This is a genomic window from Saccharothrix sp. ST-888 (assembly GCF_000955975.1).
Classification (GTDB): Bacteria; Actinomycetota; Actinomycetes; order Streptomycetales; family Streptomycetaceae; genus Kitasatospora.
Genome location: NZ_JYJF01000014.1, coordinates 61,221 through 85,147, shown reverse-complemented (window position 1 = coordinate 85,147; position 23,927 = coordinate 61,221). Strand labels below are relative to the sequence as shown.

20 protein-coding genes are annotated in these 23,927 nt (G+C 70.2%); 7 read left to right on the top strand and 13 right to left on the bottom strand.

What is annotated here, in order from left to right; translation table 11 throughout:
• Together UK12_RS08335 and UK12_RS08330 are read left to right on the top strand one after the other, a co-directional pair.
• On the top strand, nucleotides 1-342 hold a 342-nt coding region (locus UK12_RS08335; RefSeq protein ID WP_045301274.1), incomplete at its 5' end, for a DUF4166 domain-containing protein.
• 125 nt (nucleotides 343-467) lie between these two features.
• On the top strand, nucleotides 468-1,118 hold the full coding sequence (locus UK12_RS08330) for a TetR/AcrR family transcriptional regulator (RefSeq protein WP_052681712.1): 651 nt from the start codon (nucleotides 468-470) through the stop codon (nucleotides 1,116-1,118).
• 156 nt (nucleotides 1,119-1,274) lie between these two features.
• Here UK12_RS08330 and UK12_RS08325 read toward each other — a convergent pair whose 3' ends face one another.
• The 8 genes from UK12_RS08325 to UK12_RS08290 all read right to left on the bottom strand — a co-directional run bounded on the left by UK12_RS08325 (nucleotide 1,275) and on the right by UK12_RS08290 (nucleotide 10,928).
• Nucleotides 1,275-2,798 (bottom strand): CoA-acylating methylmalonate-semialdehyde dehydrogenase, encoded by a 1,524-nt coding sequence (locus UK12_RS08325; protein ID WP_197084663.1) that lies wholly within the window; start codon nucleotides 2,796-2,798, stop codon nucleotides 1,275-1,277.
• Between the two features lie 210 nt (nucleotides 2,799-3,008).
• On the bottom strand, nucleotides 3,009-3,296 hold the full coding sequence (locus tag UK12_RS08320) for a hypothetical protein (protein WP_231591095.1): 288 nt from the start codon (nucleotides 3,294-3,296) through the stop codon (nucleotides 3,009-3,011).
• A 383-nt stretch (nucleotides 3,297-3,679) separates the two neighbouring features.
• Entirely contained in the window at nucleotides 3,680-5,074 is a 1,395-nt protein-coding gene (locus tag UK12_RS08315; RefSeq protein WP_045301268.1) for an NAD(P)/FAD-dependent oxidoreductase, read from the bottom strand.
• Nucleotides 5,075-5,158: 84 nt separating this feature from the next.
• Nucleotides 5,159-5,962, bottom strand: coding sequence for an ABC transporter permease (locus tag UK12_RS08310; protein WP_045301266.1), 804 nt, complete (start codon nucleotides 5,960-5,962; stop codon nucleotides 5,159-5,161).
• Nucleotides 5,962-6,885 (bottom strand): ABC transporter permease, encoded by a 924-nt coding sequence (locus UK12_RS08305; protein ID WP_045301264.1) that lies wholly within the window; start codon nucleotides 6,883-6,885, stop codon nucleotides 5,962-5,964. The genes UK12_RS08310 and UK12_RS08305 overlap by 1 nt, the downstream gene beginning before the upstream one ends.
• Nucleotides 6,882-8,027 (bottom strand): ABC transporter ATP-binding protein, encoded by a 1,146-nt coding sequence (locus UK12_RS08300; RefSeq protein WP_045301262.1) that lies wholly within the window; start codon nucleotides 8,025-8,027, stop codon nucleotides 6,882-6,884. The genes UK12_RS08305 and UK12_RS08300 overlap by 4 nt, the downstream gene beginning before the upstream one ends.
• Nucleotides 8,028-8,094: 67 nt before the next feature.
• Nucleotides 8,095-9,345, bottom strand: a complete 1,251-nt coding sequence (locus tag UK12_RS08295) for a polyamine ABC transporter substrate-binding protein (RefSeq protein WP_045301260.1) — start codon at nucleotides 9,343-9,345, stop codon at nucleotides 8,095-8,097.
• Between the two features lie 65 nt (nucleotides 9,346-9,410).
• Complete coding sequence (locus UK12_RS08290) at nucleotides 9,411-10,928, bottom strand: gamma-aminobutyraldehyde dehydrogenase (protein WP_045301258.1); 1,518 nt, start codon at nucleotides 10,926-10,928, stop codon at nucleotides 9,411-9,413.
• A gap of 352 nt (nucleotides 10,929-11,280) precedes the next feature.
• Here UK12_RS08290 and UK12_RS08285 point away from each other — a divergent pair, with 352 nt between their 5' ends.
• Nucleotides 11,281-12,936 (top strand): PucR family transcriptional regulator, encoded by a 1,656-nt coding sequence (locus tag UK12_RS08285; protein WP_045301256.1) that lies wholly within the window; start codon nucleotides 11,281-11,283, stop codon nucleotides 12,934-12,936.
• A gap of 7 nt (nucleotides 12,937-12,943) precedes the next feature.
• Here UK12_RS08285 and UK12_RS08280 read toward each other — a convergent pair whose 3' ends face one another.
• The 3 genes from UK12_RS08280 to UK12_RS08270 all read right to left on the bottom strand — a co-directional run bounded on the left by UK12_RS08280 (nucleotide 12,944) and on the right by UK12_RS08270 (nucleotide 17,190).
• Complete coding sequence (locus UK12_RS08280) at nucleotides 12,944-14,113, bottom strand: polyamine ABC transporter substrate-binding protein (RefSeq protein ID WP_197084662.1); 1,170 nt, start codon at nucleotides 14,111-14,113, stop codon at nucleotides 12,944-12,946.
• A 94-nt stretch (nucleotides 14,114-14,207) separates the two neighbouring features.
• Nucleotides 14,208-15,566 carry an aspartate aminotransferase family protein gene (locus UK12_RS08275; protein ID WP_045301253.1) on the bottom strand — a complete coding sequence of 453 codons (1,359 nt, stop codon included), beginning with the start codon at nucleotides 15,564-15,566 and terminating at the stop codon, nucleotides 14,208-14,210.
• Nucleotides 15,567-15,744: 178 nt separating this feature from the next.
• On the bottom strand, nucleotides 15,745-17,190 hold the full coding sequence (locus tag UK12_RS08270; protein ID WP_045301251.1) for a gamma-aminobutyraldehyde dehydrogenase: 1,446 nt from the start codon (nucleotides 17,188-17,190) through the stop codon (nucleotides 15,745-15,747).
• A gap of 266 nt (nucleotides 17,191-17,456) precedes the next feature.
• Here UK12_RS08270 and UK12_RS08265 point away from each other — a divergent pair, with 266 nt between their 5' ends.
• The 4 genes from UK12_RS08265 (at nucleotide 17,457) to UK12_RS08250 (ending at nucleotide 21,471) form a co-directional block, all read left to right on the top strand.
• The gene (locus UK12_RS08265) at nucleotides 17,457-17,930 is read left to right on the top strand and encodes an Lrp/AsnC family transcriptional regulator (RefSeq protein ID WP_045301249.1); all 474 of its coding nucleotides are present in this window, start codon (nucleotides 17,457-17,459) and stop codon (nucleotides 17,928-17,930) included.
• Nucleotides 17,927-19,318 carry an aspartate aminotransferase family protein gene (locus tag UK12_RS08260; protein ID WP_045301247.1) on the top strand — a complete coding sequence of 464 codons (1,392 nt, stop codon included), beginning with the start codon at nucleotides 17,927-17,929 and terminating at the stop codon, nucleotides 19,316-19,318. Before UK12_RS08265 ends, UK12_RS08260 begins: the two co-directional genes overlap by 4 nt.
• Nucleotides 19,319-19,574: 256 nt before the next feature.
• On the top strand, nucleotides 19,575-20,303 hold the full coding sequence (locus UK12_RS08255) for an ABC transporter ATP-binding protein (RefSeq protein WP_045301245.1): 729 nt from the start codon (nucleotides 19,575-19,577) through the stop codon (nucleotides 20,301-20,303).
• Nucleotides 20,304-20,316: 13 nt separating this feature from the next.
• Nucleotides 20,317-21,471, top strand: coding sequence for a hypothetical protein (locus UK12_RS08250; protein ID WP_045301242.1), 1,155 nt, complete (start codon nucleotides 20,317-20,319; stop codon nucleotides 21,469-21,471).
• Between the two features lie 184 nt (nucleotides 21,472-21,655).
• Here UK12_RS08250 and rlmN read toward each other — a convergent pair whose 3' ends face one another.
• Together rlmN and UK12_RS08240 are read right to left on the bottom strand one after the other, a co-directional pair.
• A complete protein-coding gene (rlmN, locus tag UK12_RS08245) occupies nucleotides 21,656-22,756 on the bottom strand; it encodes a 23S rRNA (adenine(2503)-C(2))-methyltransferase RlmN (RefSeq protein ID WP_045301239.1) in 1,101 nt (366 codons plus the stop codon).
• 129 nt (nucleotides 22,757-22,885) lie between these two features.
• Nucleotides 22,886-23,728 carry a phosphatidate cytidylyltransferase gene (locus UK12_RS08240; protein ID WP_045301237.1) on the bottom strand — a complete coding sequence of 281 codons (843 nt, stop codon included), beginning with the start codon at nucleotides 23,726-23,728 and terminating at the stop codon, nucleotides 22,886-22,888.
• Nucleotides 23,729-23,927 lie beyond the last annotated feature (199 nt).

Sequence of the window (23,927 nt, the reverse complement as noted above, 5' to 3'; positions counted from 1 at the left end):
CCCGGAACCGTCGTCGACTACCTGGGAACCCGCCAGCACCTGGCGGTGGATCTCGAGTTCCGGGTCAGTCCGCTCGGCGGCCTGGTGATCACATCGGGGGATCAGCGGGTCTCCGGTCTGCCCGGGTCGCCGCGCTGTCCTGCCGCGTTGAGCGGTCGGGCCACGGTGCACGAGTGGTTCGACGACGGGCTCGGGCGGTTCAGGATCGACGTACGGGTGACCAATCCGGTGTTCGGTCCGGTCATCGGCTACCGGGGGTCGTTCACCACCGAGTACCTGCCGGTCGATTCGGCGGACATCCCGAGTCATGTCCGCCCGCTCAGGGAGTCCGCCCGTACCTGATGACGCTCCGGCCTGATGATGCTCCTGCCGCCGGACCCCGCCGCGCAACCGGAGCGCAGGAGCAGCACAGCAGGAGCGATCTCCGCGGCGAGTCCGGTCGGAACCGTGCCGATACGCTGCACCGCATGAGCGACACACGGGAGCGGCTGATGGAAGCTGCCATCAGCGCGCTCAAGAGGCAGGGCATCTCCGGTGTCTCGGCGCGGACGATCGCCGCGGAGATCGGTGCCAACCAGGCCCTGGTCTTCTACCACTTCAAGACGGTCGAAGGTCTGCTGGCGGCAGCCGCCATCCGGGAGACCGGGCTGCGGCTGGAACGCTTCCGGTCGCGTTTCGACGAGGCGACCTCGCTGCGGGATCTGCTGCAACTCGGGCAGCAGCTCCACGAGGAGGAGCGGGCGCTGGGGAACGTCGCGCTGCTCGGACAGTTCCTGGCCGGGGCGACCGGCTACCCCAAGCTGGCCGAGGTCACGGCCGATGCCCTGCGGCTGTGGACCGACGAGATCCAGCGCGTACTGGAGCGGCTGTTCGTCGGGCATCCACTGGCGGACTTCCTCGATCTCCCCGGTCTGGCGCGGGCGGTGTCCGCCGCCTTCATCGGGTTGGAGCTCTACGAGGGGGTCGATCCGGACGGGGCCGCCGGAGCCTTTGCGGCGCTGGACCAGCTCGGCGCGCTGGTCGAAGTGCTCGACGGGCTCGGTCCGGTGGTGTCGAAGGCCGTCCAGGTGAAACTGCGGCGCAGCGTGGGCGGTCGGGCCTCCAACGGGAGCGACTGACTCCTGCCCGTCGACCCCCGACGGGCAGACGGGCAGACGGGCGAACAGCCCGGAGGGCTACCGGGTCCGTCCCGCACATCCACCGTGCGGAGTCGGACCGAGCAGCCCTCCGGGCGTCACAGCCTCAAGGCACCAAGCCCAGGCCCAGGCCCACGATCAGGAGTTGGTCGGGAAGCCCAGGTTGATACCGCCGTGCGAGGGGTCGAGCCAGCGCTGGGTCACGGCCTTGCCACGGGTGAAGAACTGGACGCCGTCGGCTCCGTAGGCGTGGGCGTCGCCGAAGAGCGATGCCTTCCAGCCGCCGAAGGAGTAATAGGCGACCGGGACCGGGATCGGCACGTTGATGCCGACCATGCCGACCTCGACCTCGTGCTGGAAGCGCCGGGCGGCGCCGCCGTCGTTGGTGAAGATCGCGGTGCCGTTGCCGTACGGGTTGGCGTTGATGAGCGCCAGGCCCTCGTCGTAGGAGTCGACCCGGACCACCGACAGCACCGGGCCGAAGATCTCGTCGTTGTAGACGGACATGCCGGGCTTGACGTGGTCGAACAGGGTCGGGCCGAGCCAGAAGCCGTCGGCGGTCGGGACACCGGCGGCGTCCTCGCCGGCGATCAGGTGCTTCCGGCCGTCGACGGCCAGTTCGGCGCCGTCGGCGAGGCCGGACTCGACGTACGAGGTGACCTTGTCCCGGTGCTGGCCGGTGACCAGCGGGCCCATCTCGGAGTCGCCGTTGCAACCGGGGCCGACCTTGAGGGTCGCCATCCGCTGCTTGATCTTGTCGACCAGCTCGTCGCCGATCGGGTCGACCGCGACCAGGACCGAGACGGCCATGCAGCGCTCGCCGGCCGCGCCGAACCCCGCATTGATGGCGGCGTCGGCGCTGAGGTCGAGGTCGGCGTCGGGGAGGACCAGCATGTGGTTCTTGGCGCCGCCGAGGGCCTGTACGCGCTTGCCGTAGCGGGTGCCGGTCTCGTAGACGTACCGGGCGATCGGGGTGGAGCCGACGAAGCTGACGGCCTTGATGTCGGGGTGCTCCAGCAGCCGGTCGACCGCGACCTTGTCGCCGTGGACGACGTTGAACACGCCGTCGGGCAGACCGGCCTCCTTCCACAGCTGGGCCATGAAGTTGGCGGCGGACGGGTCCTTCTCCGAGGGCTTCAGCACGACCGTGTTGCCGGCCGCGATGGCGATCGGGAAGAACCACATCGGCACCATGGCCGGGAAGTTGAACGGCGAGATGATCGCGACCGGGCCGAGCGGCTGGCGGATCGAGTAGACGTCGATCCCGGTGGACGCCTGCTCGGTGAAGCCGCCCTTGGACAACTGCGGGATGCCGCAGGCGTATTCGACGACCTCCTGGCCACGGGCCAGCTCGCCGAGCGCGTCCGAGTGCACCTTGCCGTGCTCGGAGACGATGATCGAGGCGAGCTCGTCCTTGCGGGCGTTGAACAGCTCGCGGAAGGCGAAGAGCACCTGGGTGCGCTTGGCGACCGAGGCGTTGCGCCACTCGGTGAAGGCCGAGGCGGCGGCTGCGACGGCCTGGTCGACCTCGGCGATCTCCGCGAAGTCCACCTGGCCGGTCACCTGGCCGGTGGCCGGGTCGAAGATGTCACCGCGGCGCGGTGCGGCGCCGGCGGTGACGACGGGGGCGCCGTCGATCCAGTGGGTGATGTGCTTGCTCAAGGTCATCCTCCGAAGTTCCGTACGGCTCGCCTGCCGCCGGTCCCTTGTACGGCGCCCCCCGACATGGGGCCGGGCGACGGGATTACGGCGCTACCGCGCTCGACTTCCAGTCTGAGCACTGCGGAGGTGGGTCTCAACGAACAGCATGACGGGGATCCGGGATTCAGCCTTACAGGTCGTCGGAACGGTCCGTGTGCCGCCGACGGCCCGCTACTCCGTCCGGAACAGCTCGGCGGCGGCTTCGTGCAGGGCCGGTTCGAACAGGACCGGCTCGGTCAGCGCGCCGGAACCATCGGGCGGCACCAGCCAGCGGACGCCGCTGCTGCCCGGCCGGTCGGGGTGCGGAAGCGCCACCCAGGTCCCCGCCCCGGCGCCGCGCAGCCCGGTGCCGACCCAGCGTGCGGCAGTGCCGACCGGCACCAGGAACCCCACGTGCTCGTCGCCGAAGTCGGCGTAGACCGGGCCGGGTCGGGCCCGCCCGGGCATTCGGCTCAGCACGGCGAGCGTTCGGTGGCCGAGGTGGCCGGGCGCCAGCAGGACGTCCCAGCGCCTGCCCGCGGGTACCAGCAGCAGACCGGTCGGGCCGACGGCGGCGGCAGCGGCCAGCCAGTCCAGTGCAGCGGTACGGGGGGTGTTCTCCGTCGCGTGTCCTCCCTGGTCGGACGGCTACCACGGAGAGGGGGACCGGCCGCGGTTATTACACGGTTCGCGGCAGGAGCACCCACGGATTGGGGGCGCGCCCCCGAAACACGGGACGCGCCCCCATCGGTCCTCGGGAGGAGCCCCGAGGACGGGCGAGCCAGCGGACGTCGAACGTCAGCTGAGGATGTCAGTTGAGGATGTCAGTTGAGGACGTCAGCTGAGGACGTCAGCTGAGGACGTCAGCTGTCGAAGCCGAGGCCGAGCCGGTCGAGCGTGCGCAGCCAGATGTTGCGTTGTCCGCCGTTGTGGTCGGAGCGGTCGAGCGACCACTTGGTCATCTCGATGCCGGCCCAGCGGACCGGCTCGGGCGGGAACGGCAGCGGCTTGCTGCGGACCATCTCCAGCGCCGTGCGCTCGGTCAGCTCACCCGCCAGCAGGTCGAGCATGACCTCGGCGCCGAACCGGGTCGCTCCGACGCCCAGGCCGGTGAAGCCCGCCGCGTAGGCGACACGTCCCTTGTAGGCGGTGTCGAAGAAGGCGGAGAAGCGGCTGCAGGTGTCGATAGCACCGCCCCAGGCGTGGGTGAACCGGACGCCCTCCAGCTGCGGGAAGGTCTGGAAGAACTGCCGCGACAGGGTGCGGAAGGTCTCCGGCCGCTGGTCGTACTCGGCCCGGACGTGGCTGCCGTAGTGGTAGATGGTGTCGTAGCCGCCCCAGAGGATGCGGTTGTCCGCGGACAGCCGGAAGTAGTGGAACTTGTTGGCGCTGTCGCTGAGGCCCTGCCGGTTGGCCCAGCCGATGGCGGCGAGCTGCTCGTCGGTGAGCGGCTCGGTCATCAGCGCGTAGTCGTACACCGGGACGATGTACGGCCGGACCCGCTTCACCAGGGACGGGAAGACGTTGGTGCCGAGCGCGACGCGGCGGGCGAAGACCCGGCCGTAGGGGGTGCGGACGGCCATGCCGCTGCCGTACTCCGTGAGGTCCAGGGCCTTGGTGCGTTCGAAGACGCGTACGCCCTGGGCGAGGCAGGCGTCCTTGAGGCCCCAGGCGAGCTTGGCCGGGTGGAGCATGGCCACGCCGTCCCTGTCCCAGAGACCGCCGAGGAAGGTGGGCGAGTCGACCTCGGCGCGCAGGGCATCGGCGTCGAGCACGGTCAGGTCGAGGCCGTACTGGGCGACGGCCTCGGCGACCTCGTGCAGTTCCTCCAGCTGGTGCGGCTGGGTGGCGATGTCGATCTCGCCGGTGCGCTCCCACTCGGCGTCGATGGCGTAGCGCTTGAGGGTGTCCTCGATGGCCTGGAGGTTGCCCGCGCCCTGGCGCTCCAGCTCGGCGAGTTCGCCGGGCCAGCGCGCCAGGCCGTTGCCGAAACCGTGGGTCAGGCTGGCGGCACAGAATCCGCCGTTGCGCCCGGAGGCCGCCCACCCCACCTCGTGGCCCTCGACCAGGACGACGTCCAGCGAGGGATCACGCTCCTTGGCGATGAGTGCGGTCCACAGGCCGGAGTAACCGCCACCGACCACGAGCAGGTCGCACCTGGTGTCTCCGACCAGCGCGGGCAGGGCCTGCGGCCGACCGGGATCCTCCAGCCAGAAGGGGGTGGGCTGAGCATCACTGAGCGCACGGGCAGAGTCCATGCTGTATCAGCTACTTTCTGATGATCGCAGTTGATCGGAGTGTGATCAGATGATCAGTAGTGGTGGAAGAGATGGGACATGGGGTCAGGACCGCGCCTTCCGACGGTTGCCGATCCACTGACCGGCGACGGTCAGTGCCACGGCGGCGATGAACATCGCGGTGCCGATCACGTTGACCTGGACCGGAATGCCGCGCTGGGAGGCGCCCCAGACGAACATCGGGAAGGTGACCGTGGTCGGCCCCGAGTTGAACTGGGTGATGATGAAGTCGTCGAAGGAGAGCGCGAAGCTGAGCAGCGCGCCGGCCGCGATACCGGGGGCGGCGAGCGGCAGGGTGATCTTCAGGAAGGTCTGGGTCGGGGTGGCGTAGAGGTCCTGCGCGGCCTGCTCCAGCCGGGGGTCCATGGACATCACGCGCGCCTTGACGGCGGTGACCACGAAGCTGAGGCAGAACATGATGTGCGCGATGAGAATGGTCAGGAAGCCGAACTGGATCCGCATGTTGAGGAAGAGCGTGCCCAGCGAGGCGGCCATCACCACCTCGGGCATGGCCATCGGCAGGAAGATCAGCGCGGTGGTGGCGGCCCGGCCGCGGAAGCGGTAGCGGGCCAGCGCGAAGGCGACCATGGTGCCGAGCACGGTGGCGCCGATGGTGGCGAGCGTCGCGATCTGCAGGCTCAGCGAGAGCGAGCCGCACATGTCGGCGACACCGCAGGGGTTGGTCCAGGCGTCGGTGGAGAACTGCGCCCACTCGTAGTTGAACTTGCCGACGGGCTTGTTGAACGAGAAGGCGAAGACCACCAGGTTGGGCAGCACCAGGTAGGCGAGGGCGAGGATGCCGGCCAGCACCACCAGGTGCTCGCGGATCCACTTGAAAACCCTGGACATCAGACCAGCTCCTCCGTCCCGGCCTTGCGCATGTAGACCGTCACCATGCCCAGGATCAGGGCCATCAGAATGAAGCTCAGAGCAGCCGCGGTCGGGTAGTCGAGCACGTTCAGGAACTGCTTCTGGATCCCGTTGCCGACCATCTGCTCGCTCGGCGAGCCGAGCAGCTGGGCGTTGATGTAGTCACCGGAGGCCGGGATGAAGGTGAGCAGCGTGCCCGCGACCACACCGGGCAGCGAGATCGGGAAGGTGACCTTGCGGAAGGTGGTGAACGGCCGTGCGTACAGGTCGCCCGCCGCCTCGTGCAGCCGGGGGTCGATCCGCTCCAGCGAGGTGTAGAGCGGAAGGATCATGAACGGCAGGAAGTTGTACGTCAGACCGCAGACCACGGCGAGCGGGGTGGCGAGCACCCGGTGGCCGGAGGTCAGCCCGACGGCGTCGGTGATGCTCAGCAGGTGCAGGGTGTTGAGCGCGCCCACCACCGGACCGCTGTCCGACAGGATGGTCTTCCAGGCCAGGGTGCGGATCAGGAAGCTGGTGAAGAACGGTGCGATCACCAGGATCAGGATGACGTTCCGCCAGCGCCGGCTCGCCTTGAAGGCGATGGTGTACGCCAGCGGGTAGCCGATCGCCAGGCACAGCGCGGTGGCGATGGCCGCGTAGCTGAACGAGCGGACGAAGTGCCACTTGTACTCGTCCAGCGCGTCCCAGTAGGTGGCGACGTGCCAGGTCAGCTTGAAGCCCTGCTCCAGCGAGCCGGTCTGCAGCGAGGTGGAGCCCTGGTAGACCAGCGGTACCGCGAAGAAGACCACCAGCCAGGCGATGCCGGGGAGCAGCAGCCAGTAGGCAGTCAGCTTCCGCCGGGGCTTGGTGGCGTCCAAGGGTATGACCTGGGGTGGTGCGGCCTCGGTGGTGGTGGTCACGCCGCCTCCTCCCCGGTACCGGCGTCGATCGCCTGGGCGGCGTCGAGGCCGAAGGAGTGGGCCGGGTTCCAGTGCAGGACCACGGGGGCGCCGGGGGTGATCCGGGTGTCGCGCTCCATGTTCTGCTCGAAGACGGCGATCTCCTGGCCGGCCTCGGAGCGGACCACGTACTGGGTGGAGACGCCGATGAAGCTGGAGTCGGACACGGTGCCGGTGAGGCTGTTGCGGCCGTCGGGCACGGTCTCGGAGGCGTGCGCGATGGTGATCTTCTCGGGGCGGATGCCCAGGTGGATCCGGGTGGCCTCGGTGGTGCAGCGGGCCGCAGGCACCGCGAGCCGGACGCCGGAGGCGCTGAGCAGCAGGTCCTCGCCGCTGCGGCCGGTGACCTCGGCGGGGATCAGGTTGGACTGGCCGAGGAAGTTGGCCACGAAGGTGGTGGCGGGGTTCTCGTAGAGCTCGGCGGGGGCACCGAGCTGTTCGACCCGGCCGCTGTTCATCACCGCGATGGTGTCGGCCATGGTCATGGCCTCTTCCTGGTCGTGGGTGACGTGGACGAAGGTGATCCCGACCTCGGTCTGGATCCGCTTGAGCTCCAACTGCATCTGGCGGCGCAGCTTGAGGTCGAGAGCGCCGAGCGGCTCGTCGAGCAGCAGGACCTGGGGGTGGTTGATCAGCGCGCGGGCGACCGCGACGCGCTGCTGCTGGCCGCCGGAGAGCTGGTGCGGCTTGCGCCGGGCGAACGGGCCGAGCTCGACCAGGTCGAGCATCTCCTCGACCTGCTTCTTGACGTCCTTCTTGCCGCGCCGGCGCAGGCCGAAGGCGACGTTCTCGAAGATGTCGAGGTGCGGGAAGAGCGCGTAGCTCTGGAAGACGGTGTTCACCGGGCGCTTGTAGGGCGGCAGCGCGGTGACGTCCTGCCCGCCGATCAGGACGGTGCCGCAGCTGGGCTCCTCCAGACCGGCGATCATCCGCAGCGTGGTGGTCTTGCCGCAGCCGGAGGCACCGAGCAGGGCGAAGAAGGACCCCTGGGGGATCGTCAGGTCGAGGGGGTGGACGGCGGTGAAGTCGCCGTAGGTCTTGCCGATACCGGTGAGGCGGACGTCTCCGCCGGCCGTCGCCGCGTCGCGCAGCTGCTCAGTCATGGTGTCTCTCTGTCAGGTGCCGTGCTACAGATGCAGGGGCCGATGTGGGGGTCGGGCGCCGATCGACTCAGGCGCCGATCAACTTGGAGAACTTGCCCTCGAAGTCCGTCTCCTCGGCCTCGGAGAGCGTACGGAAGACATGGACCTTCGCGGCCATCTCCGGGGTGGGGACGACCAGCGGGTTCTCGGCGACGTCGGGGGCGAGCCTGGCGAGCTCGTCCTTGATGCCAGCGACCGGGGACACGTAGTTGATGCCGGCCGTGAGTTCGGCTGCGATCTTCTGCTGATAGTAGAAGTTGATCAGCAGTTCGGCGTTCTTCTTGTGCCGAGCCCTGGCGGGGATCAGCATGTTGTCGGTCGAGGCGACGTACCCCTGCTCGGGGATGACGAACTCGATGTCGGGGTTGTCGGCCCGGAGTTGGATCAGGTCACCGCCCCAGGCCAGGCAGGCGGCGATGTCTCCGGAGGACAGCTCCTGGCCGTAGTCGTTGCCGGTGAACTTGCGGATCTGCTTGTCGTCCACGCCCTTCTGCAGTCGGGCGATGGCGGCGTCGAAGTCCCCGGTGGTGACCTTCGCCGGGTCCTTGCCCTGGTCCAGCAGCACCATCCCGACGGTGTCGCGCATCTCCGAGAGGAAGGTGACCCGGCCCTTCAGCTCGGGGTCGTCCAGCAGCTGGGTGACGCTGCTGACCGGCTTCCCCTTGGTGGCCTTGCGGTTGTAGGCGACGACCACCTGGATACCCGCCCAGGGGTAGGAGTACTGGTTGCCCGGATCCCAGTCGGGAACGCGGAATCGATTCTCCACATGCAGAATCGCGTTGGTGACGTTCGCCGGGTCCAGCCGCTGCACCCAGCCGAGCCGGATCAGCCGGCCGGCCATCCAGTCGGTGAGCACCATCAGGTCCCGGCCGGTGTCCTGGCCGGCCGCCAGCTGCGGCTTTATCTTGCCGAAGAACTCGACGTTGTCGTTGACGTCCTCGTTGTACCTGACCTTGACACCGGTGGCCGCGGTGAACTCGTCGAGGGTGGGGTGCCGGTCCTTGTTCTTCTCGTCGACGTCGATGTACAGCGGCCAGTTGGAGAAGTTGACCACCTTCTCCGAGTCGGAGAGGTCCCGGGCGGAGTCGTCGACGGCCTCACCGGTACTGCGCTTCGCGGGCGGGATGCCGCAGGCCGCGAGGGACCCGGCACCGAGCGCAAGGCCCGCGCCGCGCAGCAGGGTGCGGCGGCTCAGCGCGGCCCGGCCGTTGGTCAGACTGCGTTCCCACGCCTTGCGGACGGGGTCGGGCAGCCCGTCGGCGATCTCGTTGAGCTCCATGCGGGGACACCCTCCTGGGGGGGGAAGAGGCGGGGAGCCGGTCGGGGGTCGGCTCCCCGGCGGGGTCATCTGTCTCCGAAGATCGTGCGGTGCCAGTCCTTGCGGGCCACCGCCGTCGTGTCGTACATGACGTGCTTGACCTGGGTGTACTCGTCCAGCGAGTACTGCGACATGTCCTTGCCGTAGCCGGAGGACTTGTAGCCGCCGTGCGGCATCTCGCTGATGATCGGGATGTGGTCGTTCACCCAGACGCACCCGGCGGCGATCTCCCGGGTGGCGCGCAGCGAGCGGTGGACGTCCCTGGTCCAGGCGGAGGCGGCCAGACCGTACGGGGTGTCGTTGGCCAGCCGCAGCCCGTCCTCGTCGCTGTCGAAGGGCAGCGCGACCAGCACCGGGCCGAAGATCTCGCCCTGGACCACCTCGCTGTCCTGGGCGACGTCGGTGATCAGGGTCGGGAGGTAGTACGCGCCGAGCGAGAGGTCGGTGCCGTCGTGGCCCTTGGTGGGGGCCTTGCCGCCGGTGACGACGGTGGCGCCGTAGGAGCGGGCGCGCTCGACGAAGCCGGCCACCCGGTCCCGGTGGGTGTACGAGACCAGGGGGCCGAGGTCCGTCTGCGGGTTCAGCGGGTCGCCCAGGCGGATCGCCGCGAACAGCTCGGCGACACCCGCCACGAAGGCGTCGTACAGCGGGCGCTGGATGTACGCGCGGGTGGCGGCGGTGCAGTCCTGACCGCTGTTGATCAGTGATGCGGCGACCGCGCCGTGGACCGCGGCCTGGAGGTCGGCGTCGTCGAAGACCACGAACGGGGCCTTGCCGCCGAGCTCCAGGTGGGTGCGCTTGACGGTGGCGGTGGCTAGTTCGGCGACCCGCCTGCCGACCCCGGTGGAGCCGGTGAAGGAGACCATCGCGACGTCGGGGTGGGAGACCAGGTGCTCACCGGCGGTGCGGCCGGCGCCGGTGACCACGTTCACCACGCCGTCCGGGATGCCCGCCTCGGTGCACGCCTGGGCGAACATCAGCGAGGTCAGCGGGGTCAGCTCGGCGGGCTTGAGCACGATGGTGTTGCCCGCGGCGATGGCCGGGAGGATCTTCCAGGCCGCCATCTGCAGCGGGTAGTTCCACGGCGAGACGGAGCCGACCACGCCGATCGCCTCGCGGCGCACGTACGAGGTGTGGTCGCCGGAGTACTCGCCCGCCGCCTTGCCCTCCAGGTTGCGGGCCGCCCCGGCGAAGAACGAGGTGTTGTCGACCGTGCCCGGAACGTCGAACTCGGTGGACAGCTTGATCGGCTTGCCGGTCTGCGCGGTCTCCACCCGGGCGAACTCCTCGGCCCGCTCGGCCAGCACACCCGCCAGCTTCAGCAGCGCCTGGGAACGGGCGCCCGGGGTGGCGCCGGACCACTGCGGCAGGGCGGCCCGCGCGGCGGCCACCGCGGCGTCGACGTCGCCGGCCGACGCGAGCAGGACCTCCTTCACCACGCTGCCGTCCGCGGGGTTGACGACCTGGAAAGGCTCCGTGCCGGTGCCCTCCGTCAGGCGGCCCGCGATGTACTGCGCGCCCGCGCTGAGACTGGTCAGGTCCATCAGGTTCCTCCATGTGCCCGGTGATCGACGGCCGCGCGCCCGGTGACCTGCTCGGTCACCGTGGGGAGGCCCGGGGAGAGCCAGTGAACCACCTGCCGGGATGCGCGATCCTGACAGGCACGGATGGCTTCCACAAGGGATTCCGCCGTTGCCGTCTGGTGACGCCACGGATTCCGACTGCGATGTCCGGCTTGCTCCGCTTGCCGTTCCGCTGACCTTGCCTGCTGGGGCATCCGGGTGACAAGGACCACTCCGACAGGCCGCTCGGCAACGGCCTTACAAGGTGCAAGGCCGACAGAGCGTCGGGGCAATGGATGATTTCCTTGACACTCTGATCGACTGGAGGCCCGCGATGCTCCCCACCGTCGCCCGCGTACTCGACCTGGACGTGATGCGGCGCGGCCTGCCCGAGGTGGTGGCCGGCGCCGCCCACCTGGAGCGCCCGGTGCGCTGGGTGCACGTCAGCGAGCTGCCCGACGTCGCCGGGATGCTCCAGGGCGGCGAGCTGGTACTGACCACCGGCATCGCGCTGCCCGAGGACCGGGACGGTCTGGCCAGGTACGTGCGGGAGCTGGACGAGGTCGGGGTCGCCGGACTGGTGATCGAATTCGGCCGTCGCTACTTCGACACCCTCCCGCGCGCCCTGGTGCACGCCGCCGAGCAGCGCGGACTGCCGCTGATCGCGCTCCGTCGCGAGCTGCGGTTCGTCGCCGTCACCGAGGCGGTGCACGCCCTGGTGGTCAACGCCCAGCTGGAGCAGCTGCGCACCTCGGAGACCGTCCACCAGGTCTTCAACGAACTGGCCGTCGAGGGCGCCGAACCGGTCGAGGTGGTCCGCCAGGTGGCCCGGATGGCCGGCCGTCCCGTGGTGCTGGAGAACCTGGCGCACCAGGTGCTCACCCACGACCCGGCCGGGCGTTCGGAGAGCGAGCTGCTGGAGGGCTGGGAGCGCCGCTCGCGCGGGGTCCGGCCGGCCGGCCGGACCGGCTACGACCCGCGCAGCGGCTGGCTGGTCACCGCGGTCGGCGCGCGCGGCCAGGACTGGGGCCGTCTGGTCCTGGTCGAGGAACCCGTCCCGCTGCCCGCCGACACCCCGCATCCGCACGCGATGCTGCTGGAGCGCGGCGCCGCCACCCTGGCGCTGAACCGGCTGGTGGTCCGCGACCGGGAGAGCCTGGAGCGGCAGACCCACCGCACCCTGCTCTCCGGCATCCTGACGCACTCGCTGACCGTCTCCGAGGTGGCCCTGCGCGCCCAGGCGCTGGGCGTGCCGCTGGAGAGCCGCCGGCTGGTCGGGGTGGTGCTGCGCCAGCGCCGCAGCCCGATCCCGGCCGCCCTGGAGGCGCAGGCCAGACTGCGCGACTTCGCCGAACTGGCCGCCACCGCGATCCGCACCAGCCGCCTGACCGCCCTGGTCGGCGCGCTGGACGACGAGGGCGTCGGCCTGCTGATCGCACTCGGCTCACAGCAGGACGAGCACGCCGCCCTGGAGTCCTTCGCCACCACGCTGCGCAAGCTGGTGACGGACAGTTCCCGGGACGCCTCGGCACCCGCGCCCGAGCCGGTGATAGCGGTGGGCTCCTCGGTCGGCTCGGTCCGGGACGCCCGGCGCACCCTGCTGGAGGCGACCCAGGTCGCCGACGCCGCCCTGCACGACGCCCCCGGCGGCCGCGCCGCCTCCTACTACCGGCTGCCCGACGTCCGGCTGCGCGGTCTGCTGCACCTGCTGCGCGACGACGCGCGGCTGCAGACGTACGTCGAGCGCGAGCTGGGCCCGCTGCTCGCGTACGACGCCGAACACGGCGGGCAGCTGGTGCAGATGCTGCGGATCTACCTGGACCAGGGCCGCAACAAGTCGGCGGCGGCGGATGCGGCGCACCTGTCCAGGCCGTCGTTCTACGACCGGCTGCACAAGGTCGAGCGGATCCTCGGCGTCGACCTCGACCAGGTGGAGTCCTGCCTGTCGCTGCACGTCGCGCTGCTCGCGCTGGACGCCGTACGGCGCTGAGCCGGCGTCAGACGCCCGCCACCTTGCCCCAGATCTGGTGGTAGCCGGGCCGCTCCTCGGCCTTGACGTCCCGCATGGTGTGCAGCTTGGTGCGGATCTCGTCGGTCGGGAAGATCAGCGGCTCGTCGGCGAGGGCGGCCTCGTCCTTGTCCTCGCTGGCGGCCAGCACCTCGCGGGCGGCCGGGACCGGGCAGATGTACTGCACGAAAGCGGCCAGCTTGGCGGCCACCTCGGGCTGGTAGTAGTAGTCGATCAGCTGCTCGGCGTTCTGCTTGTGCTCGGCCTTGTTCGGGATCATCAGGCTCTCGGCCCAGAGCTCGGCGCCCTCCTCGGGCACCACGAACTCGATGTCCGGGTTGTCGGCCTTCAGCTGTATCGCGTCGCCCGAGTACGCCTGGCAGGCGATCGCCGCGCCCGAGGCCAGGTCGCTGGTGTAGTCGTTGCCGGTGAACCGGCGGATCTGCTTGCGGTCCACCATCTTCTGCACCAGGTCCATGGCCTTGTGCGCGTCGTCGGCGGTGAATTTGGCGATGTCGGCGCCCTGGGCCAGCATCAGCAGGCCGAGCGCCTCGTCCATCCCGGCGAAGAGCGTGACCCGGCCCTTGAGGTCCGGCGCCCACAGGTCGGCGGTGGACTTGATCTCCCGGCCGAGCGCCTTGCGGTTGTACGCGATCCCGGTGATCCCGGACTGCCACGGCACGCTGGCCTTTCGCCCGGGGTCGAAGGCGGGGTTGCCGAGCTGCGGGTCCAGGTACTTGGTGACGTGCGGCATCCGCTCCCGGTCCATCGACTGCACCCAGCCGAGGTTGACGTAGCGCCCGGCCATCCAGTCGCTGATCACCATCAGGTCCCGGCCCGGTTTGCCGCCCTGGGCGAGCACCGGGCTGATCTTGCCGAAGAACTCGTCGTTGTCGTTGATGTCCTCGGTGTAGGTGACCTCGATGCCGGTCTGCCCGGTGAACGCGTCCAGGGTCGGGCGGCGACCGGTCTTGGGGTCGACGTCGATGTACTGCGTCCAGTTCGAGAAGGTCAGCGACCTGTCCTGCTCCGAGCGGTCGGGCGCCGAGCGCCGCTCCTCGGGTACGTACGCGGCGGGGATGCCGCAGCCCGACAGCGCGGCCGCGCCGAACAGGCCGGTGGCGCCGAGGACGGCGCGGCGGGACATGGTTGAGCGCATGGTCGTACTCCTGGGCAGCGAACGTGGGGAGGAGGGCGTGGCAGGGGACGGCCCCGGGCCATGGGGTGCCCGGGGCCGCCTCGGTGACGAGCTGTCAGGCGGTGTGCGCGTCGGTCAGGGTGAGCGCCTCGTCGAGGATCGCCAGACCGGCCTTGGCCTCCTCCTCGGTGACGGTGCAGGGCGGAACCACGTGGAAGCGGTTCATGTTGACGAAGGGCCACAGGCCCTGCTGCTTGCAGGCGGCGGCCAGCTCGGCCATCGGCGCGTTGGCGGCACCGGCGGCGTTGTACGGCACCAGCGGCTCGCGGGTCTCGCGGTTCTTCACCAGGTCGAGCGCCCAGAAGACACCGAGGCCGCGCACCTCGCCGATCGACGGGTGACGCTCGGCCAGCTCGCGCAGGCCGGGGCCGAGCACATTCTCGCCGATGTGCTTGGCGTTCTCGACAATGCCCTCCTCGGCCATCACCTCGATGGTGGCGACGGCGGAGGCGCAGGCCAGCGGGTGCCCCGAGTAGGTGAGCCCGCTGGGGAAGGGCCGCTCGGCGAAGGTGGCCGAGATCTCGGCGGAGATCGCCACCCCGCCCAGCGGGACGTACCCGGAGTTGACGCCCTTGGCGAAGGTCATCAGGTCGGGGACCACACCCCAGTGGTCGGCGCCGAACCACTCACCGGTCCGGCCGAAGCCCGCCATCACCTCGTCCAGGATGAAGACGATCCCGTACCGGTCGCAGATCTCCCGCACCCCGGCCAGGTAGCCGGCCGGCGGGACCAGGATGCCGGCGGTGCCGACCACGGTCTCCAGGATGATCGCGGCCACCGTGCCCGGGCCCTCGAAGACGATCGTCTGCTCCAGGTGGGCCAGTGCGCGCTCGCACTCCTGCGCCTCGTTCTCGGCGTGGAAGTTGGACCGGTACGGGTACGGGCCCCAGAAGTGCACGATGCCCGAGACGCCGGTCTCACTGGCCCAGCGGCGGGGGTCGCCGGTCAGTGCGATCGCGTTGGCGGTGGCGCCGTGGTACGAGCGGTAGGTGGAGAGCACCTTGTGCCGACCGGTGTGCAGCCGGGCCAGCCGGATGGCGTTCTCGACGGCCTCGGCGCCGCCGTTGGTGAAGAAGATCTTGTCGAGGTCGCCCGGAGTGCGCTCGGCGATCAGCCGGGCCGCCTCGCTGCGCGACTCCACGGCGAAGCCGGGCGCGATGGTGCAGAGCTTCGCCGCCTGCTCCTGGATCGCGGCGACCACCTTCGGGTGCTGGTGCCCGATGTTGGTGTTCACCAGCTGCGAGGAGAAGTCGAGGTAGCGGTTGCCGTCGTAGTCCCAGAAGTACGAGCCCTCGGCACCGGCCACCGCGAGGGGGTCGATCAGTGCCTGGGCGGACCACGAGTGGAAGACGTGCGCGCGGTCGGCGGCCTTGACGGCCTGGCCGGCGGCAGAGTCAGCGGTGGGGATGCTCATGGCGTAAGCGTAGGGAATCACTCCCCGGGCCTGCAGTTGCATCTTGTCAGGCGGTCCGCCCCGCCACCGACAGCCTGACAAGGCAGCCGGACGGACAGCGGCGCGGGGAGCCGCGCGGCCAGGCCCTCCGTGGAGGCACCCGGTGTCGCGCGCGGCTCCCCGCGCCGCCCGATGCCCCTTAGATCGCGGTCATGACGTGCTTCACGCGGGTGTAGTCCTCGAAGCCGTACGAGGACAGGTCCTTGCCGTAGCCGGACTTCTTGAAGCCACCGTGCGGCATCTCGGCGACCAGCGGGATGTGGGTGTTGATCCAGACGCAGCCGAAGTCCAGGCGGCGGGACATCCGCATGGCGCGGGCGTGGTCCTTGGTCCAGACCGAGGAGGCCAGCGCGAACTCGACGCCGTTGGCGTAGTCGACGGCCTGCTCCTCGTCGGAGAACTTCTGCACGGTGATGACCGGGCCGAAGACCTCGTTCTGGATGATCTCGTCGTCCTGCTGCAGGCCGGAGACCACGGTCGGGGCGTAGAAGTAGCCGACCTCGCCGACCCGGTGGCCACCGGCCTCGACCTTGGCGTGGGCGGGCAGCCGGTCGATGAAGCCGGAGACCTGCTTCAGCTGGTTGGCGTTGTTCAGCGGCCCGTACAGGACGTCCTCGTCGTCGATGCCGCCGGTCTTGGTGTCGGCGGCCGCCTTGGCGAGGGCCTCGACGAAGGCGTCGTGGATGGACTCGTGCACCAGCACGCGGGTGGCGGCGGTGCAATCCTGGCCGGCGTTGAAGAAGCCCGCGACCGAGATGCCCTCGACGGCCTCGGCGATGTCGGCGTCCTCGAAGACCACGACCGGGGCCTTGCCGCCCAGCTCCAGGTGAACGCGCTTGACGTCCTTGGAGGCCGACTCGGCGACCTGGATGCCGGCGCGCACCGAGCCGGTGATGGAGGCCATCGCCGGGGTCCGGTGCTCGACCATCAGGCGGCCGGACTCGCGGTCGCCGCAGATCACGTTGAAGACACCGGCCGGGAGCTCCAGCTCCTTGAGCACGCCGCCGATGATCTCGGCCAGCAGCACGGTGGAGGCCGGGGTGGTGTCCGAGGGCTTGAGGACCACGGTGTTGCCCGCGGCGATCGCCGGGGCGAACTTCCAGACGGCCATCATCATCGGGTAGTTCCACGGCGCGACCTGGGCGCAGACACCGACCGGCTCACGACGGATGATCGAGGTCATCCCGTCCATGTACTCACCGGCGGCCTTGCCCTCCAGCAGGCGGGCGGCACCGGCGAAGAAGCGGATCTGGTCGGCCATCGGGCCGATCTCCTCGGAGCGGGTCAGCCCGCGTGGCTTGCCGGTGTTGCGGCACTCGACGTCCACCAGCTCGTCGGCGCGTGCCTCGACCGCGTCGGCGATCTTCAGCAGCAGCTTCTGCCGGACGCTCGGGGTGGCATCGCGCCAGATCGGGAAGGCCGCGGCCGCCGAGGCCATCGCCGCATCCACGTCCGCCGCGCCGGACAGCGGCGACGTCGCGTACACCTCGCCGGTGGTCGGGTCGATCACGTCCAGCGTGCGGCCGTCAGCCGCATCGACGAACTCGCCGTTGATGTAGTTGCGCAGCGTACGAAGCTCGCTCACGGGTCTCTCCTCGGTCTGGGGCCTGCAGCGTTGCAGAATCCGGCGCCAGGGTACCTCCGACGCCGAGTGGCCGGGGCCTGCGAGCCGCGTTCCACTGGTGGGTGTGCACGTCTGCACGCGCACCCGGCCAGACTACCGGTCGCGCTGCGGTTATCGACAGGTGTCGAGCACATAGGCAACGTAATCCGTATCCATTTTTCGAAACCACGACGAAATCAGCAGCACACGGGCTTGCGCGACGGAAATGGATCAGGCACAGTGGCGACGTGGCCAACCGCGACCGGAACGCCAGCGTTCCCCTCGACGCCGCCTCCAAGGCGATCATCGAGCAGCTCCAGGAGGACGGGCGCCGCCCGTACGCCGCCATCGGCAAGGCCGTCGGCCTGTCCGAGGCGGCCGTACGACAGCGGGTCCAGAAGCTGCTCGACCAGGGCGTGATGCAGATCGTCGCCGTGACCGACCCCCTCACCGTCGGGTTCACCCGTCAGGCGATGGTCGGGATCACCGTCGAGGGTGACGTGGAACCCGTCGCCGACGCGCTGGCCGCCCTCGACGAGGTCGACTACGTGGTCTGCACCGCAGGCTCGTTCGACCTGCTGGCCGAACTGGTCTGCGAGGACGACGAGCACCTGCTCGAAATGATCAACAAGCGCATCCGCGCGCTTCCCGGCGTGCGGAGCACCGAGAGCTTCGTTTATCTGAAGCTCCGGAAACAGACCTACACCTGGGGCACCCGATGACAGCCGACCCGGCGCAGAAGGACCTTTCCAAGACCGCCTACGACCACCTGTGGATGCACTTCACCCGCATGTCGTCGTACGAGAACTCGCCCGTCCCCACCATCGTTCGCGGTGAGGGCACCTACGTCTGGGACGACAAGGGCAAGAAGTACCTGGACGGCCTCGCCGGCCTGTTCGTCGTCCAGGCCGGTCACGGCCGCGAGGAGCTGGCCGAGGCTGCCGCCAAGCAGGCCAAGGAGCTGGCCTTCTTCCCGGTGTGGAGCTACGCCCACCCGAAGGCCGTCGAGCTGGCCGAGCGCCTGGCCAACTACGCGCCGGGCGACCTGAACAAGGTCTTCTTCTCCACCGGTGGTGGCGAGGCCGTCGAGACCGCCTGGAAGCTTGCCAAGCAGTACTTCAAGCTGACCGGCAAGCCGACCAAGTACAAGGTCATCTCGCGCGCCGTCGCCTACCACGGCACCCCGCAGGGCGCCCTGTCCATCACCGGTCTGCCGGGCCTGAAGGCGCCGTTCGAGCCGCTGGTACCGGGCACCCACAAGGCCCCGAACACCAACATCTACCGCGCCCCCGCGTTCCTGGAGCGCGATGGTGTGGTCGACCCCGAGGCGTACGGCCGCTGGTGCGCCGACGAGATCGAGGTCGCGATCCTCAACGAGGGCGCCGACACCGTCGCCGCGGTCTTCGTCGAGCCGGTGCAGAACGCCGGTGGCTGTTTCCCGCCGCCGCCCGGGTACTTCCAGCGCCTGCGCGAGATCTGCGACCGCCACGACGTGCTGCTGGTCTCGGACGAGGTCATCTGCGCCTTCGGCCGCCTGGGCACCATGTTCGGCGCCGACAAGTTCGGTTACCAGCCCGACATGATCACCTGCGCCAAGGGCATGACCTCGGGTTACTCCCCGATCGGCGCCACGATCATCTCGGACCGCCTGGCGGAGCCGTTCTACAAGGGTGACAACACCTTCCTGCACGGCTACACCTTCGGTGGCCACCCGGTGTCGTCCGCGGTCGCGCTGGCCAACCTCGACATCTTCGAGCGCGAGGGCCTGAACCAGCACGTGCTGGACAACGAGTCGAAGTTCCTGGGCACCCTGAACAAGCTCCGTGACCTGCCGATCGTCGGCGACGTCCGCGGCAACGGGTACTTCTACGGCATCGAGCTCGTGAAGGACAAGGTCACCAAGGAGTCGTTCAACGACGACGAGATCGAGCGCGTGCTCTACGGCTTCCTGTCGAAGGCACTCTTCGACAACGGCCTGTACTGCCGCGCCGACGACCGTGGCGACCCGGTCATCCAGCTGGCCCCGCCGCTGATCTCCGACCAGTCGACCTTCGACGAGATCGAGCAGATCCTGCGGACCACGCTGACCGACGCCTGGGCGAAGATCTGACGACCCCTGGTCTCTCCGCCCCACCCTCCGCCGAAGGGCGGTCCCGCTTCCGAGCGGGGCCGCCCTTCGGCGCTTCCGGAGCTCGGGGAGGCATCAGGAGGGGAACTCCAGGAAAACTCGGCAGATCGGAGAGAACTGACACGCCTGATTAGGGCGATTTTGACCATGAATGAGCCAGTGTGCCGCAACCTCAGCGCGACCTTGTCGTTCTAATCTGACGACTGTCATATCCCCGTCGGTACCAGGATGGATCTCCATGTCAGCGGCCCCGCCCGACAACGACGTGCTCTGGGCCCGAGGGATCGTCAAGTCCCACCACGGCACTCCCGCCCTGCGCGGCGTCTCCATCGGCGTCCGGGACGGCGAGGTACTCGCCATCACCGGGCCGCGCGGCTCCGGCAAGAGCACCCTGCTCGGCTGCCTCTCCGCACTGCTCCCGGTCGACGACGGCGAGGTCTGGTTCAACAGCGCCCCCGTGCACACCCTGACCCGCGCCGGACGGGAACGGCTCCGCCGCGACCGCTTCGGCTTCGTCGGCTCCGAACCGCACCTGGTGCCCGAACTGACGGCCCGGGAGAACGTCGCCCTGCCGCTGCTGCTCGCCGGGGCCGGACACAAGGCCGCCTACGGCTCCGCCACCGAGTGGCTGGAGCGCCTCGACGTCGCCGACTGCGCCACCCGCCGCCCCGGCGAACTGGTCCAGAGCCAGCGCCAGCGGATCGCCGTCGCCCGCGCTCTGGCCCCGCTGCCCCCGGTGGTCTTCGCCGACGACCCCACCGCACCACTGCACCGCGAAGCCCAGGACCAGGTCCTGCGGATACTGGTCACCGCGGCCCGCTCGCACCAGCTCACCCTGGTACTCGCCACCCACGAGCCGGAACTGGCCCGCTTCGCGGACCGTACCGTCGCCCTGGTCGACGGCAGGCTGGCCACCCCGGTCGCCCCCGTACCGCGCGGCGCCTCGCCGGTCTCCGCCGGGCGCTGAAAGGGGCTTCTCGGTGCTTTACCTCCGCCTGGTCAGGGGCTACCGGATCGCCGACCTCGGCCGCTGGCTGCTCACCGCCGGCGCCGCCGCGGCAGTGGCCGCCCTCCTGCTCCGCGCCCTCGGCCGCGCCCTCGGCGAACCCTCCGGGGCCTCGGTCGTACGGCTGCTGTGGTGCCTCCCACCGCTCGCCGCCGTCGGCTGGTTCGCCGCCGTCGCCGCCCGGGCCCTGCCCACCGCGCGCCCCGAACGGATCACCGGTCTGACCGCCGCCGGTGCCGGACCCAGCAGCATCCGCACCCTGATCGCCGGGGAGATCGCTCTCGCCTGCGCCCTCGGCAGCGGGCTCACCCTGCTGGCCTTCCTGGTCCTGCGCAACGACATCGCCGGTGCCTCGCTGGCCCCCGCGGTCGGCCTCGGCCTGCCGCTCCCGGCCGCCGCCCCGGTCACCCTGCTGTTCCTGGTCCCGCTGGCGGCCGGCGCATCGGCGGCCGCAGCCGTCCGAGTCGCGGACGCCCTGCCGGGGCAGCCCGAACTCCCCCACCGCACCGGCTTCGGCTTCGGCGCCCTGCGGCTCGCCCTGCCCACCGGACTGGTCCTGATCGGCCTGGCCCTCGAGCTGTACGGGCTGCGCCCGGGCGCCGCCCAGGACGGACGACCGGTCGACCTGCCCGCCGGACTCGGCACCACCAGCACCGCCGCCCTGCTCGGCTGGGCCTTCGCGGCCCTCGGCCTGGCGCTGCTCACCGCCCCGCTGCTGGCCTGGGGCGGACGGCTGCTGGCCCTGGGCCGCCCCACCCCGCTGCGCCTGCTCGCCGCCCGCGGGCTCACCGCCGAGGCGCCCCGGCTCGGCGCACCCCTGGCGGTCCTCGCACTGAGCCTGTCGGCCGGACTCGCCGCCGTCCGCTACTGGGCCCGCCGGCCCGGCACCGTCGAGGCGGTGCCCGCAGTCGAAGCGGCACTCATCGTCGGCTGCGCGGTGGCGGCGGTCCTGATCCGGGCCGCACAGATCCGCAACTCCCGGCGGAGCGTGACGGCGGCACTGCTCCAGCTCGGGGCCGCGCCCCGGCTGCTGCTCGGGGCCGCAGTGCTGCGTACGGCGGCCGCCGGGACCGTCCTGCTGGTCACCGGCGGCCTGACCGCCGCGCTGGCGGCAGGTGCCCTGCGGTAGGCCCGGTCCGGCTCAGAGCAGCCGACTCATAGTGGCCGGCTCGTCCCCTGTTCCGGTTGCGAGCGCACCGTGGAGACCGGGCGCCGCCAGCCGTGGAAACGCATCAGGGGCGCGGGGCATCCGCACGACCGGCCCGGTGTGAAGGCGCAGATCGCGCGGGGCCCCGCGCCCCTGGAAGATCCGGTCAGCCGGCCGCGGCCAGCTGGCCGCAGGCGCCGTCGATCTCCTGGCCGCGGGTGTCACGGACCGTGGTCGGCACACCGTGCGCCTGGAGGCGGCGGACGAACTCGCGCTCGTCCTCGGGCCGGGAAGCCGTCCACTTGGAGCCCGGGGTCGGGTTCAGCGGGATCAGGTTGACGTGCACCCGGTGGTTCTTGATCAGGCGGCCCAGCAGATCGGCGCGCCAGGCCTGGTCGTTGATGTCCTTGATCAGCGCGTACTCGATGGAGATCCGGCGGCCGGACTTCTCCGCGTAGTTCCAGGCCGCGTCGAGGACCTCGGCGACCTTCCAGCGGGTGTTCACCGGGACCAGCTCGTCGCGCAGCTCGTCGTCGGGGGCGTGCAGCGAGAGCGCGAGACGGCAGCTCAGGCCCTCGTCCGCCAGCCGGTTCATGGCCGGCACGAGGCCGACGGTCGAGACGGTGATGCCGCGCTGGGAGAGCCCGAAGCCGTCCGGGGCCGGGTCGGTGAGGCGGCGGATGGCGGACAGCACCCGGTTGTAGTTGGCGAGCGGCTCGCCCATGCCCATGAAGACCACATTGGACAGGCGCGCCTCGCCACCCGGGATCTCGCCGTCCTTCAGCGCCCGCATCCCGGCCGCGATCTGCTCGACGATCTCGGCCGTGGAGAGGTTGCGGGTCAGACCGGCCTGACCGGTGGCGCAGAACGGGCAGTTCATGCCGCAGCCGGCCTGCGAGCTGATGCACATGGTGACCCGGTCCGGGTAGCGCATCAGCACGGACTCGACCAGGGTGCCGTCGAAGAGCTTCCAGAGCGTCTTGCGGGTGGTGTCGTCGTCGCAGGACACGTGCCGGACCACCGACATCAGCTCGGGCAGCAGCGCCTCGGTGAGCTTGCCGCGCGAGGCGGCCGGGATGTCCGTCCACTGGCCCGGGTCGTTCGACATCCGGCCGAAGTAGTGGTTCGACAGCTGCTTGGCGCGGAACGGCTGCTCGCCCAGCTCGGCGACGGCCTCCTTGCGCTCGGCGGGGCTGAGGTCGGCAAGGTGTCGCGGGGGCTTGGCGCCGCGCGGCGCGACAAAGGTCAGTTCTCCGGGCTTAGGCATGGTTCATCCAGTGTCGCAGATCGGCGAAGTGCTCTCGGAGGGCCGTGGTGTCGGACAGAGAGCCGTGCTGCCGGACGCGGAAGGCCCGGACGCGCGGGGCGTCCGGGCCTTGCGTACAGAGCGGCGGGGTCAGCTGCCGACGAAGGCCGCCAGCAGCAGCCAGACCACGGGAGCGGTCGGCAGGAGCGAGTCGAGACGGTCCATGATGCCGCCGTGGCCGGGGAGCAGGGTGCCCATGTCCTTGATGCCGAGATCCCGCTTGATCATGGACTCGGCCAGGTCGCCCAGGGTCGCGGTGACCGCCGCGCAGCCGCCGAGGATCAGGCCCTGCCACCACTGGCCGTCCTCGATCACGTACTGCATGATCAGCGCGCCGGCGATCATCGAGAGACCGATGCCTCCGGCCAGCCCCTCGCGGGTCTTGCCCGGGCTGATCGTCGGCGCCAGCTTGTTCTTCCCGAACTTGTAGCCGACGGCGTAGGCCCCGGTGTCACTGCAGATGGTGACGATCAGGAAGAGCAGGATCCGCTGCGGACCGTCGTCGGCGGCCAGCATCAGCGCCACGAAGGTGGCCAGGAACGGTACGTAGAAGGCGGTGAAGATGCCTGCCGTTATGTCGCGCAGGTAGTTCTCCGGCGGCTGCTTCATCCGCCAGACCATGATCGCGAGACCGGTCACGGCCAGTGCGGCGGCCGCCCACTGGGCGCCCGCCCAGTAGCCCAGCGCCGGCATCGCCACAGCGCCGGCCAGCAGCGGGTAGAGCGGCGCCGCAATGCCCTTGCGCTCGGTCAGTCGGCTGCTGAGCTCCCAGACGCCGACCGCCGCGGCCGCCACCACGACGACCAGGAACAGCACCTTCACGAAGAACAGCGAAGCGACGATGACCGCGCCGAGGCCGACACCGACCCCTATCGCGGCCTGGAGATTGCGGCCGCCGCGCTGTTTACGGGGCTGCTGGTCGGACTGGGCCAAGGATGTCTCCTGGACAGAGGGCGTATCAGGGTCTGTGCCGCAAGTGGCGCCCTGATAACACCGGGGCTGCTGCGAGTGACCCGTTCAGGGCCTGCTCGCCGATCGGGGCAGCAGGTCGACCGGTACGGAGTACGGGGTCACCCGCAGCAGGGGGCGCCTGGAAGTCTGTCGAACGCCGCCCCGTAGGCCGAGGCCGTCC

Excerpts from the sequence above, each read along its gene's own strand:
- UK12_RS08330 (WP_052681712.1), top strand. The coding sequence starts at position 468 with ATGAGCGACACACGGGAGCGGCTGATGGAAGCTGCCATCAGCGCGCTC.
- UK12_RS08315 (WP_045301268.1), bottom strand. The coding sequence starts at position 5,074 with ATGGACTCTGCCCGTGCGCTCAGTGATGCTCAGCCCACCCCCTTCTGG.
- UK12_RS08310 (WP_045301266.1), bottom strand. The coding sequence starts at position 5,962 with ATGTCCAGGGTTTTCAAGTGGATCCGCGAGCACCTGGTGGTGCTGGCC.
- UK12_RS08300 (WP_045301262.1), bottom strand. The coding sequence starts at position 8,027 with ATGACTGAGCAGCTGCGCGACGCGGCGACGGCCGGCGGAGACGTCCGC.
- UK12_RS08295 (WP_045301260.1), bottom strand. The coding sequence starts at position 9,345 with ATGGAGCTCAACGAGATCGCCGACGGGCTGCCCGACCCCGTCCGCAAG.
- UK12_RS08290 (WP_045301258.1), bottom strand. The coding sequence starts at position 10,928 with ATGGACCTGACCAGTCTCAGCGCGGGCGCGCAGTACATCGCGGGCCGC.
- UK12_RS08285 (WP_045301256.1), top strand. The coding sequence starts at position 11,281 with ATGCTCCCCACCGTCGCCCGCGTACTCGACCTGGACGTGATGCGGCGC.
- UK12_RS08280 (WP_197084662.1), bottom strand. The coding sequence starts at position 14,113 with ATGCGCTCAACCATGTCCCGCCGCGCCGTCCTCGGCGCCACCGGCCTG.
- UK12_RS08275 (WP_045301253.1), bottom strand. The coding sequence starts at position 15,566 with ATGAGCATCCCCACCGCTGACTCTGCCGCCGGCCAGGCCGTCAAGGCC.
- UK12_RS08260 (WP_045301247.1), top strand. The coding sequence starts at position 17,927 with ATGACAGCCGACCCGGCGCAGAAGGACCTTTCCAAGACCGCCTACGAC.
- UK12_RS08255 (WP_045301245.1), top strand. The coding sequence starts at position 19,575 with ATGTCAGCGGCCCCGCCCGACAACGACGTGCTCTGGGCCCGAGGGATC.
- rlmN (WP_045301239.1), bottom strand. The coding sequence starts at position 22,756 with ATGCCTAAGCCCGGAGAACTGACCTTTGTCGCGCCGCGCGGCGCCAAG.